The following is a 13643-nucleotide window of genomic DNA, read 5'->3' as shown; positions in this document are numbered from 1 at the left end:
CCGACGGGACAACTCAGGAGACTGCCAGGCGTGCCCGATCGAGTCGTTGCACCAGAACCTCAGCGAAATGCAGCGGACGACGCTGCGTAAAGTGAGCAATTTGCTCGCGGCAGGAGACACCGGCTACCACCACAATTGTCTCCGGCGGCTGCTCGAGCACCTTTGGAAAGAGTCGATCTGCCCCAATCTTCTGCGAAATCTCGTAGTGCTCGGTTTCATAGCCGAATGAGCCAGCCATACCGCAGCATCCTGCGCCGCTCTCTTCCACCTGGCAGCCTGCCGCGCGCAAGAGTGCAAGTGTGTGCTTGACACCTACCAAGGCTTTCTGATGGCAATGCCCGTGGAACAAGAGACGTGGGCCTGGATCGGAACGGAAGGGAAGTGCCAAGCTCTCGCGTTCGACTGCACGTGACAGGAACTCGTCGAGCAGAAAGCTTTGTTCGGCAACGATGGTAACGTCGTCTGATGGAGGCAAGAGGTCGGGATATTCGTCGCGGAACGTTAAGATGCAGCTTGGTTCGGTGCCAACGATGGGGATACCTGCGCGTGCAAAGGGTGCGAGGAGTGCGACGTTCTCGCGCGCAACGCGTTGTGCGTCGCGGAGGAGCCCTTTCGAAATCATCGGGCGGCCACAGCACTGTCGTCGTTCCAGCACCAAGACTTGGTAGCCTGCCGCCTCAAGCAGCATAACTGCTGCGCGCCCGATTTCGGGATAGTTATAGGTGGCAAAGGTGTCGTGGAAGTAGATGACCGGTCCGCGAACCCCGTCGGTGCGAGGGATATGCTGATCGCGGAACCACCGATCAAACGGGACGCGGGCGAAGGAAGGGAGCGAGCGGTTGGGGTGGATGCCCAGAGCCCGCTTTGCGAGCGTGCCGAGCGGAGTTCGTAGCGCGAGGTTACTGAACGGTGCAGTGCGTGAGCCGAACCGGTTCAGCAGATGGATATGCGCGAATGCCCGCGCACGCAGCGGTGTCCCGTGCACGGCATAGTACTGCGCGAGAAACTCCGCTTTGATTCGCGCCATGTCAACGCTCGAGGGACACTCGGTCTTGCACGCCTTGCAGGCGAGACAGAGGTCGAATACCTCATAGGTTCGTGGGTCAGTGAAATGTCTTGGTTCGAGAATACGCCCAGCAAGCGCGTTGCGGAGTGCGTTGGCACGGGCACGTGTGGTGTCACGTTCGTCGCGTGTCGCCATGTAAGAGGGGCACATCGTCCCAACACCGAGCTTCCGACAAACGCCGGCTCCGTTGCACATCTCAATGGCGCGCAGGAAACCGCCATCTTGTCGGAAGGCAAAGAAGGTCTTTGGCTCGACCGGCCGATAGTCCGGCCCGTACCGCAGGTTCTGATCAAGTGGCGGACAATCGACAATCTTCCCCGGATTGAGGAGGCCGAGTGGATCAAAAGCGGCCTTCAGATCTTTCATGCACTGGTAGAGTGTGGGACCGAAGAGAAGGGGATTGAGCTCGCCGCGGGCCAAACCGTCGCCATGCTCGCCGCTCAGCACACCACCGAACCGTTTGGCGAGCTCCAAAGAGCCTTCGGTGAGTGCCCGCATCGTCCGCACGCCATCAGCCGTCTTCAGATTCACAAGGGGGCGGACATGCAGACAGCCGGCGCTGGCGTGCGCGTAGAAAGCAGCTTTTGTCCCGTGCTCAGCGACGAGGCGAAGGATCTCACGCACATAGTCGGCGAGGTGTTCGACTGGTACCGAGACATCTTCAATACAGGCGATGGGCTTGAGATCACCGCGGATACTGTAAAGGAGACCAAGACCGGCTTTGCGTACGGCCCAAACGTCGGCTTGTTGCTGGCGGTCGGTGATCGCGATGGGATCACGCCCGAGCCGGCGCTCTGCGACTACCCGGAGGAGCCGATCCAACTTGCTCTGAAGCTCCTGCTCGCTCTCGGCATAGTATTCGACCATGAGCAGGGCTTCAGGGGCACCGCGTAAAAACGCAATCCGTGGCGCGTAACCGGGTTGTTCTCGGGTAAGCCGTATCAGCAGTCCGTCCATCAGTTCTACGGCCGACGGTTCCGTCTCGAGCAGGGTCGGTACCGCTTCCATCGCTTCGACGAGGTCATCGAATTGGAGAAGGACGAGCCCGGTGAGTCGAGGAAGCGGCACGAGGTTCAACGTGTACTCAAGCCCGACCGCCAAAGTCCCTTCGGAACTTGCCAGAAGTCGCGCCACGTTCAGCTGGGGCTCGAGGAGGACGGGAAGGCCATAACCGCTCGCTCGGCGCCAGTGTTTGGGATACTCACGGGCAATCGCTTCGCCGTATTGCGTGCGGAGGCGCAGGAGTTCGCGGTAGAGTAACCCTTCACGGGAATCGCAGGAAGCGCGGCGTTCGACCTCATCCCACGGAAGCGAGCGAAACGAGAGTTCGCTGCCGTCGGAGAGCAGCGTATGCGCTTCAAGGACGTGATCGGCCGTCATGCCGTAAAGTATCGAGTGGGAGCCGGACGCGTTATTGCCGATCACCCCGCCGATTGTTGCTCGATCTGCACTGGCTGGATCGGGGCCGAACATGAGGCCATAGCGGCGGAGCTTCGCATTGAGCTGGGCCAAGACAATGCCGGGCTGGACGCGAGCTGTACGCGCGCTGGGATCGACGTCGAGGAGCTGGTTCAGGTACTTCGAAAAGTCGATGACAATGGCTCGGCCGACGGCCTGTCCGGCGAGACTGCTGCCACCACCGCGAGGCAAAACTGGTACCCGAAATTGCCGGGCGAGCTCGATCGTCCAACGGACATCGTCGTAGGTGCGGGGAATCACAACGCCGATCGGCTCGATCTGGTAATTCGAGGCGTCAGTGCTGTAGAGCATGCGACTGTAAAGATCGAAGCGGACTTCTCCCTCTAGTCGCCAGCGCAACGCTTGTTCAAGCTCGTGAGTACTCTCCTGAGACATTCTGCTTGGTCCTTGTGTCGAGCGAGCCGATACGGTCGTCACTCTGTATGCCCCCCTTTGATGAGCTGGGCATCAGCCCTGCTCCACGGCACTGTCCAGGAGCAGTCTAGCATTCGCGGGTGCAGTGCGGGTGGGTGCTCATTCGATGAAGTCAATGACCTCGGGATCGTCGGTCTGCCACAGCTGCTTTGGAGCAGGGTATCCCAAGGCACAGAGGCGCTGGATCACTGCGAGGATCACCTCGTCTGGCGTGGATGCTCCTGCGGTAACACCGATTCGCTGAATGCCCTCAACCAGCCGGGGATCTACGTCATCTGGCCGTTCGATTAAGTGACTCGGTATCCCATAGTCTCGACAAAGCTCAACGAGGCGCGCTGAATTCGAACTCTTGCGACCCCCAACGACAAGGACGAGGTCAACACGTTGGGTCAGTCGAGCCAAAGCCTCCTGACGTTCCCAGGTCGGCTGACAGATCGTGTTAACGACGCGCAGTTCTCCTCCATGCGGGAGCACCCAACTTAAGAGGGACTGCGCAAACCGCACGAACTCATCGGTTCGCTTTGTCGTTTGGGAGATGAGCGCCACCTTGCGGGGCGGTGGTGCATCTGTCTCGCTTCCACGTGGACCCGTCCAGGGCAGCTCTGACACGTCACAGACTGCCACAGCACGGCTGGTTGCGGCCCACCCCAAGACTCCCCGGACCTCGGGATGCGAACGGTCTCCATACACGACAATGAAATACCCTTGTTGCGCGAGTCGACGGGCAAGTCGTTGCACCTTGGTAACGAGTGGGCACGTTGTATCGACCACTTCTAAGCCAAGGTCTGCGCACTCCTCATACCGTTGTGGAGGAGCCCCATGTGCAGTGATGGCGACGCGGGTGAAGCCTTGGGCCTTCGCTGATACGGCGTCGACCACGGGAATGACGCCATCTGCATGGAGTTGTTCAACCGCAACGGGGTTGTGAATGATGTCGCCAAGTGCAGCGACTGGTCGCTCGCGAGCAGCGATCCGAACAAGTTCTAAAGCCCTGCGGACACCCCAGCAGAAGCCAAGGACATCGGCAACGATGACTTCGCGCTCGCTGGCTCCGATGGGCTCAGTCTGTCGCGGTGCAGTCACAATTGCCCCCTCTCCACGATCTTCGGGACAATAACCGCTTTTGACGGTGCCTCTGCCGGCATCTCTGAGAGGATGAGGGAACTGGTCACTGCTGCGGAGAGCAGGACCCCGGGAATTCCAGCTCCGGGGTGTGTTCCAGCACCGACGAAGTAGAGTCCGGGAAGACCGGAGCGATTGTGCGGACGGAAATAGGCGGACTGAAACAAAGTTGGTTCGAAGGCGAAGGCTGCCCCGTACATGCTGCGATAGATCCGGTCGAACTCGATCGGAGTCCACTCGGCCCAGGCCTGGAGAGATTCCTGCAGATTGGTGAAGCCGTGGACATATTCCAAGGTGGTGAGAACACGTTGTCGGAATGCTTCACGGGCATCATTACTCCAGTTGCTGAGAGGTCGCCCGAGGTGAGGAACCGGGACCAGGATATACAAACTTTCGTGACCGGGAGGGGCGAAGCTCGAATCGGTCTGGGCCGGGGCATGCAGATAAAACGCGAGCTCGGAGAGGGTCCCTGGACCATCAAAGAGTTCGCGCAACTGCTGTACATAATCGAGCGGCATAATGATCGTGTGATGCGCTAATTGGGAGTACCGACGAGCCACGCCAGCATAGAGCAGGTAACAGCTCATAGAGTAGCGAGCGTGACGGATCCACCGTCGCAAGCCCGTAGTCGTGTCTGGCGGCAAAAGGTCCACGACCGTCCGTGCGATGTCTGCGTTGACGACCACCGCATTCGCGGTGTCGTCCGTCAGCGAGGACGACACCGCGAATGCGTCCCAAGGGGTCGATGCGCAGCTGCTCGACAGGAGTCCCAAGGAGTAACTCGCCACCCAAACGGGTAAGAAGCCGCGTGAGGAGATCGACGAGCGAACGCATTCCGCCACGGGCGAAGTACACGCCCTCCAGACGTTCAAGATAAGGCACAATACTATAGATTGCACTAGCTCGGAGTGGATTTCCCCCAATGAACAGTGGGTGGAAGGAAAAGGCCATACGCAAATGTGATTCACGGAAGTACCGTGAGACGAATTGGTAGACGCTCTCATGGGCTCGTAAATGGATTAACTCAGGAAGAACTCGCAGAAACAGGGGTAAGCGGTCGAAAGGCCGGCGTGCCAGATCGCCAAAGGCACGTTCGTAAATGTGGCGCGTCGTCGCGATAAACGCTCGGTAAGTCCCGACAGCAGTCGGATCGAACCGGGCATTTTCTTCTGCATCGCGTGCTGCATCACCCCAATAATCAAATTGCTTGCCGTCACTGAATAGAATCCGATACGCTGGGCGCAGCGGGATGAGTTCAACTTCGTCCTGGAGCGTGGTCCCGGCGAGACGGCACAGTTCCTCGAAGAGCGAAGGGAGTGTGACCAAGGTCGGTCCGGTGTCAAATCGATACGGGCCGAGCTCCAACCAGCCGGCCCGGCCTCCCGGGCGCTCGAGAGCTTCCACCACGGTCACGTCATAGCCAGCGGCGAGCAGGCGTACCGCTGCGGCAAGGCCGCCGAATCCTGCTCCAACGACAACAATCTTCGTCATTCCATGCCTCCTGCTGACACCGCACGTGCCGTTTCTACGTTCCCCTCTGAGCCAGTTTGCAGCGCTTGGGCAAGTTGGTTGGCGAGTGCGCGGAAAGAATCACGAGGGCCAACGTAGAGGACGGGTTGGATGTCAAGGACAATAACTGAGCCGCTGTACCGGATCCGAATTGGTACGACTGGGATCGGGTGCGTCAACGTGCGCGCTGCACGTCCAGCGAGCCACAGCGCCCCAAGGTGTACCGTTGTGTGGTGTACTCGCCGTCCAGGGAGGTGCGGATCGATGATCGGGTACGCCTCGGGAAAAATGACGAGGGCTTCCCCCCGTAGAAGCCGAGCAAGCGCTTCGCGCAACCCGCGAAACAGGCGCTGCCGACTCTCCGCTGGACTGTACAGCAGACCTGGTCGAGTGATCTCAGCTGGACGGATAATGACCGGCCAACCTGCCAACTGACAGAGCCACTCCATAAGTCTGCGCCAGGAGTGCGTAGGAACCCAGTCAAGCGCCACGATAAACCGCAGTTGTCGGGGGATTCCAGCAAGGAGGACGCGTCCGTCATCAAGGTGATGGATGTGCTGGGGAACGAGAAGGAGAGGGCCAGTTGCTGGAAGATACTCGAGACCGGAAACAACAAGTCTTCGACGAGTGAGCGTCACGCGGGCGAGCAGTCGCAAGGTGAGCCAGGCCATTTTCTCGCTCATCGCTGGATGACGAGGTGTGGAGGCGCGAGCTACTGGGTGGTGCATTCGGTCGTATGGATGTCTCTGCGGAACGACAGCGAGTGAAGCGGGGAGAAGCCCGAGGAGCGTCGCAATAGCGACGGCGCCCCAGAGTCCAACGACGAGACACAGTGCTGCCGCAAAGAACAGGTTTGCGCTGTACACGGCAAACGGCAAGCTCGGTGACACAGTTAGCGGAGGGTCACTGCGCCAGGCGAAGCGGCTCGCCGTCATGAATGCCGCGCTGGTGAGTGCCCAGCCAACAAAGTTGATGACCGGCATCCCATAATAGGACCCGGCCTGGTGCCACACCCAAAAACGAGCTTGCAAGGAGTCGTGTGCCATTGCTGGATCTAAGACCAAATCCCAAACGACCAGAAGCCAGACGCCAAACGGGATGGTGGACAGGGGGCGAGCAGTGCCGAGCCAGCGGGCGCTGACCTGAGTGGCGAGCAACCAGCTGGCGAGACCAACGGTGAACCAAGACAGGGGAATTGTGAAGGGAACGCGGTCCAATACCTTCGGTCCTAGTCCGTAGGTGTAGCTGTAGTTCCCAAACGGCCAGCCGGTACTCGTGCCGATAAGCTCGGCAGCCAGGGAGATGGTAACGCTCAGGCCGAAGAAGGACAGAATCTTCCTGGGCCCCAAGGCTTTCCAGCCATACGCAAAGACGGCAGCAGCACCCAGCACGATATAGAGGACGCCGCCCCAACGCATGTCGAAGGCGTAAACAGTCCGGCCAAGTTCAAGGTGGGCCCAAAGTTCCGGCTGTTGGAGTGCCACGGAAATGCCTGCAATTCCGAAGAGGAGTGCGACCACGTAGGCGATAAAGAGCCACCATTCGAGTCGGAGCACTCTCACGGTTGCCCTCCTTGTCCAATCGTGCGACCACGCCACACGGGTCGTTGCACTGTGGCTGCCTGGATAATTCGAGCAACGACGAGCACATCGGCAGCAGGCGACAGCCAATACCACCACGAATGCCACCGATATGCGCGTCGCATTCCGGCAAGGATACCGAGGCGGACGGCAGCGCTGAGAAAGGCAGGCAGGCGGAGCGTTGGAGAGCGGAGACTTATGAGGCACAATGGCAGCCAGGCTCCCTGCGTACCTGTCAGCAGTGCCAAATCGAGGACCGCGGCGAAGTTGCCCCGGGTTTCCTTTAGGTGGAGCGAACGCGGCCACGAGGTCCAAACTTGACGACCTTCTGGATACATCGTGACGAATGAGTCATCGAGTGCATCCAGGAAGGCAATCGGTTCGCCCATGGCGGACAGCGAGCGAGCAAGGGCGAGATCTTCCGCATTGGCGAATGCCACTCGCCGACCATTGTCCAGAGCCGCCAGAAGATGCCGATGGAGGATCAGCGCTTGCCCGTTGGCAAAGACCTGGTCTGGTGAACGCGCGATTTGCCCTGGTAAGCCAACCCGGTAAACGAGGGAAGTAAGCATCGCGGGATGGAGCAGCCAGCTCAGAGGATCGGTCGCTGGTGCTTGGAGTAGTGCGACCGAGGCGCAGCGTACTCCGAGTTCCTCACACGCTGCAACCAGGCGATCAGGGAATGTTGGACTTGGACGAACGTCAGCGTCGAGCAGAAGGATCCAATTCGATTGAGGGCTTGCCAGCTCAAACCCATGGACGATGCCCCAACTCTTACCATTCCACCCGAGCGGTGGCTCGCCAGCGGAGACAACACGGATCCGTTGATCGCGAACAGCATAACTTTGTGCCAGGGCACGAGTACGATCACTTGATCCGGTATCCACAACGAGAATCTCTTGCACCACGTGAGAGAAACGGAGCACACCCTCAAGACATGGGGCCAAACGCGATTGCTCGTTGTACACCGGGATGATGACCGTCATCACGGTTTGGCGATCCCCAACTGAATGCACCTGCATGTCTCGGGGAATGCGCTGGAATGCTGAGACAAGGAGTCGCCCTACGACCATGAGCTGTGCGAGAGTCAAAACCAGTTTGGCGATCAGCGCAGGCTGAAGAAATCCTCTCATGGCCGATACGCCTCTCCGAGTTCCGTCAACCTCTGCAAGACGAGGGGGAAGCTCGGATGGTCTGGTCGGACCAGTTGGTGGTTCCCAGCGACGCGTTCAAGACGAACGTGTGTGTGAAAGCGGGTGAGTAGGTGTTCGGTGTCTTTGAGGGGGACAGTGTCATCGTCGACGCCGTGGATGATGGTAACCGGGCAACGCACGGCTTCCCCTGCCTTTCTGGCCTCTGAAGCAGTGCGGGCCAGTTGATGAAGGAGATGCCAAGGGAGCCTAACCTCCCGTAGCTGATTCCGGATGGTTGGATTGCGCAGGTCCAGCAGCGGGTTCCAACCACTTAACGCCTGCTGGACTGAGGGATCGTCGAAGTCCGTTCGGGCAAAAGGACGAGGCCCGCCGCCGAGCCGCGCGAGAATGGGCAGAAGGATCCGGTACCCGGCGGGGAGCGCTAAGCGGGAGAACGGTGCCAGGAGGACCACGTGTGACGGCTGAAAATGGGCAGCGAGGATCAGTGCCAAGGCCCCGCCGAGCGAGAAGCCAACCACGATCACCGACTGGAACGAGGTAAGAGTCGCTGCGGCGCGACGCAGGTCGTCCTCCCAGTCCTCCAGACGCACGTGCGGGAGTTCCTCAATGCTTGAGCCGAAACCAGGCAAGAGCGGTGCGAGGACGTGATGTCCGCGTTCGTGGAGAGCCATCGCAATTGGCCTCCACTCAGCTGGCGATCCGAGGAAGCCGTGAATCATCAGAAATGCCGGTGCGGTCCCTTCCGAGGCAAACGGCTGGTACTCCTCTCCAAGGAAGGCTGTGCGGATGGTCATCCACAAGTCGGACATTGTTTCTGTTCCCCTCGCCGCAACTGTCGTTGGAGCCGCCAGGCCCGGAGGAGCGCAAGGAGCTTATCGTCGGCTCCAGCGACTGCGCGGGTGCGAATGGAGTCGTAGTCGTTCCGCTCAATTGCGATCAAGATAGAGGAATAAAGCTCTGCAGCTGCGATGATGCCGAACCGTACATCGCCAGGTAGGCAGGCAAACCCGTCCCTCGCACGTTGCTAGAAGAGCTTTGCCCGGACGCTCTGCAAACGCACGAGCTGGCGCACCGAAGGTGGCGCTGGTGCGTAATTGCGAGCAAGTCGGAAGAGTTCGTGTTCGTCCACTGAGAACCGTCGAAGATCCTGACGGGGAATGTATAACCGATCTCGGCGGAGGTCCTCACCAAGATCCCTCGCGATGTTCGTGAGCTGCATTGCTTGTCCGAGTGTGCACGCTGCTTGTGCACCACGGGCGCAGCGAACTCCGAGGAGTGGGGCAAGGGTCAGGCCCACCGTGCCCCCAACGGAGTAACAGTAATGCAAAAGCTGTTCATAATTTTCGATGCGGCGTGGGCGAAGATCGCCAATGAGACCATCGATTAGATCGAGCGCATAGATGCCGGGGAGACGATAGTGCCGATAAATTGATGCGATCGCGGTGGCGAGTGTAGGATCTAGTGGTGGAGTAGAAGAGAAGTCCGAGGTGAGCCAATCCCGCCAGCTGAGTAACATTGTCCGGGCTTGCTCGGCCGCGACCATCCCTGTGTCGACCAGATCGTCAAGGAGACGGAAGAATGCATAGAGAACGGTCGTTTCTTGGCGCACACGGGGAGGGAGGAACTGACTGGCGAGCCAGAAGCTCCGTCCGTGGCGGGCGAGGATCAATTGCCAGGACGGTTGATGGAGGGCCAGCGCGCTCGTGGTACCAGCGGTCGTGTGATTCAAACTAATCATAGTTCCAATGACCAGCGACGAGTCACACTACTAGTATACGGAGTTCGGCCGCTCTCCCGCAAAGCAGTCATCGGTTCCCTTACCGGGCCTCGAAAAAAACGGATTCTTAGCGCAATCGTCGCAAGCTTAGGAAAGTGTTGTAGTACATCATTCGACGGGAGAATCTTCTCTAACTCCCGTCAGCAAAGATCGTCCAGAAGCGCCCCATTTTTCGCGTCCTCAGTAGGCACGGTGAAGAATGTTCGCATCGCTGAAAGGGGCAGAGACTGCGAGGAGTGTACCCCTTGGGGGCCAGCGGACTGGTAGAAGCGGGGACGTCAATTGCCAGGGGTGTGGTCAGCGTCAACCGTTTTCCCTGGGCCAAGGTTTGTGGTGACCGACCTATGATCCGGGGTATTTTGACACGTTGGTAATCGCTCATTCGTGAGATGCTCAGCAACAGTAGTGCTCGTTCGTGATGTGTGGTTATCGCGGTCTGCGAGGGTATCGGACGGTGACCGCGGCCTGTTGCCGGGACGCCTTTTAGGGAAGTACCCACAGTGATGCGCAGCGTATCGGCGCGCGAAGGCGATCATGTCCCCTCGCGCGCCGGCAGCTAGACGAGAGCTTATCGGCGAAGGCCTGACAGCAGCAAGGGCAGCGCTGAGTTGACGAGTTCAGTGGGCTCCGCGTTGGTCAAGCGAGCTTGCGCGTGCATCGCCTCAGCGGTCGAGAGGATGGCTAGCGCGGCAAAACGGGTATCGACATCGCGCCCTTCGCCACGCTGGCGCGCCGCCTGCAGCATGGATTCGATCGGCCGGACGAGACAATCGAGCGCGAGGTCGGTGAGGCGCTTCCGGTGTTCCTCGGAGATTGCTGGGAAGTCAGCAAGGAGCATTCGGGCAAGGTCGACCGGCGCGTGACCTGCTAACCAGAGCAATACGGCGCGCAGTCCTTCTTCCAGGGAGGCACCTGCGGCGGTAATGGCCTGTTCCAGTCCCTCACGGTGTGCTTGGAGCCCACGTTCAGTAACAGTGACGTAGAGTTCCTCCTTACCACCAGGGAAGTGGTAGTAGAGCGATGCTTGGCGTATCCCTAGTTCTTGGGCGATGTCCCTGAGCGTCACCGCCTTGTAACCGCGCTCAGCAAACAGCCGCTCGGCTGCGGCCTGAACCCGTTCGCGAGCAGCACTCATCGAGCTCACCACAGTACCCTCCTCCGACTTGGGCTTCTACTGAACGACCAGTCACACTATACCAAAACGTTCCATTGTCGTCAAATGACCGGTACAGTCAGGTAAATACCTCCAGAACCCGTCATAACAGGGAAAGTGATGACGCTTCGCGTGCCGTTTCGGTACAAAACCTGCATTTCTGGTCAACCGCAGGATACCCGGGATGTTTGTGATCAAGTATGATCATGCTTGGGAGGAATGGTGGCCGATGGTGAGCACAAGCACCCCACGCCTTGTACGGCGTAATCAGAGCGTTTTGTGGGTTGTCCGTATCCTCGTGTTCGTTGCTTTCTTCGATCTCTTCGTACAATTTCCCATCGCTGCACCGTACGCGGTCGTTCTCGGCGCATCCTCGACACTCGTTGGGCTCGTGGTCGCAGCGTATTCGATGGCTAATTTGCCCGGCAATATACTGGCTGGGGTGCTCCTTGATCGATGGGGACGCACCCGGCTTCTGCTCATCGGCTTAGTCCTGACGGCCGTAGTCGTGGCCGCTTATTCAATCGCCCGTTCGCCCGATCAGCTGATGGTGCTACGGATTCTCCACGGGCTGGTCGTCGCGACGCTTGCGCCAGGCGCATTTGCCCTCGCAGGTGATGTAGCGTCGCCGGGTGACCGGGTGCGTGTCATGGGGGTGAATGGGGCAGTCATCGCGTTGGCGGCAATCGTTGCTCCTGCATTAGCGGGCATTGTGCAAGAATGGTTTGGATTCGGCTGGGTGTTCTTGCTCGATGCAGTGCTTCTTTTGAACGCGGCTGCGCTGCTCTGGTTGTTCCGTCATACGTTGCAGCCACTGGAGTCCCGACGCTCAGTCACCGATAGGGTGGTGACTCGTTGGCCGCTTTTGGTGCGCCAACAAGCTGCACCGTACTGGGTGATTCTGACGTTTGCGATCGCTTTGGGCGTTCTCGTAACACACGTTCCCGAGCGGCTGCAAGCGCTGGGGATCTCGCCTGTGGTTCGTGGTACGGCTTTCAGCCTGTACGGGTTGGTGGCTGCGGCCGTCATGATCAGTCCGTTCGGCGGGCAGGTGCTGCGCCAGCGGTGGGCAGTAAAAGCGGTCGTCGGTGTGTGGCTGGTTGCGCTCGGTTTGCTCGTCGCAAGCGGGTTCGGACTCTCGTCACCTCTCACAATCGAGCGATTGACCCTTCTCGGAGCTGCGGTCTTCGGCTTCGGCTTCGGTCTTCTGTTCCCCACAGTAACAGCGGAAGTCGCCCGGCGCAGTTCCGGTGAGACACGCGGGCGGGCTTTCGGTTTGTTTTATGCACTCTACTCCCTTGGGGTCGTCTTTGGTGCCGTCATGTCCGGTTGGCTGGCGGAGATCGGATCAGTTGGATCAGGTTGGCCGTTCGTTGCTGGTGCACTCTTCGGTGCCGCCGGTTCAATTCTTCCGCTGCTCGAACGGCGTGTGCATGTGGAGGTGCCGGCCTAAGGACGGCATTGTGGAAGACCCCGCAGTAACTCTGTCAGAAGCGCATCGAGGCTGCTCTGCAGAGCGACGACGTGATTGGTGTCAAGACGCAGAAGTGCCTTAGTGAGCACCGCTGCCGGTGCAATGTCTGCGAGTGCGGCAAGACGCCCAGCTGGGGTTGGCGTTATTAGCACGGCGCGTCGATCGCGCGGATCAGACTCGCGATGAGCGAGGCCTGCCCGTTCAAGGCCGTCTACAAGCCGTGTTGCTGCACCGCGTGAGATTCCCAGCATCACCGCAAGCTCACTCGCGCGCAGTGGACCGAGTGTTGTAAGCAATTGTAGTGCTACCATGTCTCGTTTGACTGTGACGCGACGTGTTACGTCTACCAAAATGCCGAGCACCCGTGCTGTCAAAATGACCTGCAGCAGGAGCTCTGTCACCTGAGTGGGGGTGTTCTGTTGTGATAACCGATCTGCAGTCATATCACTGACCGTCCGCGCTCTGCTCGTTTAGCCTAGCGTGTTTTGGAGACTGTTGCGTATCACATTCTCGTAGCCGATCGGTCATGGATGAAGGGGATGAGAGTCCTAGGGCGATCGCGGGCCTGCGGTCTCGTGTGTTGCTCGATACAAGTGCTAAAAGGTTCGAGTAGAGCTACTGTGATTTCTCAAGGAAGCTCCGGTCCCCCGCAGCAGCGTTCGTGCAACGAAAGTCGTCTCTCGTGCGGTGTTACCTGTTCTCACTGTTTGGTTTACTGCTGGACTACTGTTGTTCCTTCGTCCAGGGGCGTTGCACGTCCATGGGCGCTCTCCTGGTGTAGAGGACCTTTTCCGGTGGGGCAACCGCCGTGCCCACGCCCTCTTCAACTGCTAAGCAATTCTTGGGAAAGCTATCGGGGAGGTTGCACCACAGTCGATTTGGCGTGAGACGGTGCTTCGTGTAGGCTAGCGCACG

The 13643-nt window shown here is 59.3% G+C and carries 11 protein-coding genes; 1 reads left to right on the top strand and 10 read right to left on the bottom strand.

Annotated features, from left to right (window positions below):
• Positions 1 to 13 precede the first annotated feature (13 nt).
• The 9 genes from NET03_RS00705 to NET03_RS00665 form a co-directional block, all read right to left on the bottom strand.
• Positions 14 to 2920 (bottom strand): FAD-binding and (Fe-S)-binding domain-containing protein, encoded by a 2907-nt coding sequence (locus NET03_RS00705; protein ID WP_252126968.1) that lies wholly within the window; start codon positions 2918 to 2920, stop codon positions 14 to 16.
• 138 nt (positions 2921 to 3058) lie between these two features.
• The gene (gene ispH / locus NET03_RS00700) at positions 3059 to 4042 is read right to left on the bottom strand and encodes a 4-hydroxy-3-methylbut-2-enyl diphosphate reductase (protein ID WP_252126967.1); all 984 of its coding nucleotides are present in this window, start codon (positions 4040 to 4042) and stop codon (positions 3059 to 3061) included.
• A complete protein-coding gene (locus NET03_RS00695) occupies positions 4039 to 4599 on the bottom strand; it encodes an FAD-dependent oxidoreductase (protein ID WP_252126966.1) in 561 nt (186 codons plus the stop codon). Before NET03_RS00695 ends, ispH begins: the two co-directional genes overlap by 4 nt.
• On the bottom strand, positions 4559 to 5572 hold the full coding sequence (crtI, locus tag NET03_RS00690; protein WP_252126965.1) for a phytoene desaturase family protein: 1014 nt from the start codon (positions 5570 to 5572) through the stop codon (positions 4559 to 4561). The genes NET03_RS00695 and crtI overlap by 41 nt, the downstream gene beginning before the upstream one ends.
• Positions 5569 to 7152, bottom strand: coding sequence for a carotenoid biosynthesis protein (locus NET03_RS00685; protein WP_252126964.1), 1584 nt, complete (start codon positions 7150 to 7152; stop codon positions 5569 to 5571). The genes crtI and NET03_RS00685 overlap by 4 nt, the downstream gene beginning before the upstream one ends.
• Entirely contained in the window at positions 7149 to 8303 is a 1155-nt protein-coding gene (locus tag NET03_RS00680; RefSeq protein WP_252126963.1) for a glycosyltransferase family 2 protein, read from the bottom strand. Before NET03_RS00680 ends, NET03_RS00685 begins: the two co-directional genes overlap by 4 nt.
• The gene (locus NET03_RS00675) at positions 8300 to 9175 is read right to left on the bottom strand and encodes an alpha/beta hydrolase (RefSeq protein WP_353655762.1); all 876 of its coding nucleotides are present in this window, start codon (positions 9173 to 9175) and stop codon (positions 8300 to 8302) included. The genes NET03_RS00680 and NET03_RS00675 overlap by 4 nt, the downstream gene beginning before the upstream one ends.
• A 173-nt stretch (positions 9176 to 9348) precedes the next feature.
• A complete protein-coding gene (locus tag NET03_RS00670) occupies positions 9349 to 10062 on the bottom strand; it encodes a phytoene/squalene synthase family protein (RefSeq protein WP_252126961.1) in 714 nt (237 codons plus the stop codon).
• Positions 10063 to 10669: 607 nt separating this feature from the next.
• Positions 10670 to 11236 (bottom strand): TetR/AcrR family transcriptional regulator, encoded by a 567-nt coding sequence (locus NET03_RS00665; protein ID WP_252127471.1) that lies wholly within the window; start codon positions 11234 to 11236, stop codon positions 10670 to 10672.
• 247 nt (positions 11237 to 11483) lie between these two features.
• On the opposite strand from NET03_RS00665, the gene NET03_RS00660 reads away from it, so the two are divergent.
• Positions 11484 to 12707: an MFS transporter gene (locus NET03_RS00660; RefSeq protein WP_252126960.1), complete on the top strand. Its 1224-nt coding sequence runs from the start codon at positions 11484 to 11486 to the stop codon at positions 12705 to 12707.
• Here NET03_RS00660 and NET03_RS00655 read toward each other — a convergent pair.
• A complete protein-coding gene (locus NET03_RS00655; RefSeq protein ID WP_252126959.1) occupies positions 12704 to 13171 on the bottom strand; it encodes a MarR family transcriptional regulator in 468 nt (155 codons plus the stop codon). The two genes, NET03_RS00660 and NET03_RS00655, sit on opposite strands and share 4 nt — an antisense overlap.
• Positions 13172 to 13643 lie beyond the last annotated feature (472 nt).

The organism is Thermomicrobium sp. CFH 73360, assembly GCF_023806465.1.
In the GTDB taxonomy this organism is placed as follows: Bacteria; Chloroflexota; Chloroflexia; order Thermomicrobiales; family Thermomicrobiaceae; genus Thermomicrobium.
The sequence above is the reverse complement of the archived record's forward strand: the minus strand, read 5'-3'. Positions and strand labels throughout refer to the sequence as shown.

Excerpts from the sequence above, each read along its gene's own strand:
- NET03_RS00705 (WP_252126968.1), bottom strand. The coding sequence starts at position 2,920 with ATGTCTCAGGAGAGTACTCACGAGCTTGAACAAGCGTTGCGCTGGCGA.
- NET03_RS00695 (WP_252126966.1), bottom strand. The coding sequence starts at position 4,599 with ATGCCGCTCGATTATGTACAGCAGTTGCGCGAACTCTTTGATGGTCCA.
- crtI (WP_252126965.1), bottom strand. The coding sequence starts at position 5,572 with ATGACGAAGATTGTTGTCGTTGGAGCAGGATTCGGCGGCCTTGCCGCA.
- NET03_RS00680 (WP_252126963.1), bottom strand. The coding sequence starts at position 8,303 with ATGAGAGGATTTCTTCAGCCTGCGCTGATCGCCAAACTGGTTTTGACT.
- NET03_RS00670 (WP_252126961.1), bottom strand. The coding sequence starts at position 10,062 with ATGATTAGTTTGAATCACACGACCGCTGGTACCACGAGCGCGCTGGCC.
- NET03_RS00665 (WP_252127471.1), bottom strand. The coding sequence starts at position 11,236 with ATGAGTGCTGCTCGCGAACGGGTTCAGGCCGCAGCCGAGCGGCTGTTT.
- NET03_RS00660 (WP_252126960.1), top strand. The coding sequence starts at position 11,484 with ATGGTGAGCACAAGCACCCCACGCCTTGTACGGCGTAATCAGAGCGTT.
- NET03_RS00655 (WP_252126959.1), bottom strand. The coding sequence starts at position 13,171 with ATGACTGCAGATCGGTTATCACAACAGAACACCCCCACTCAGGTGACA.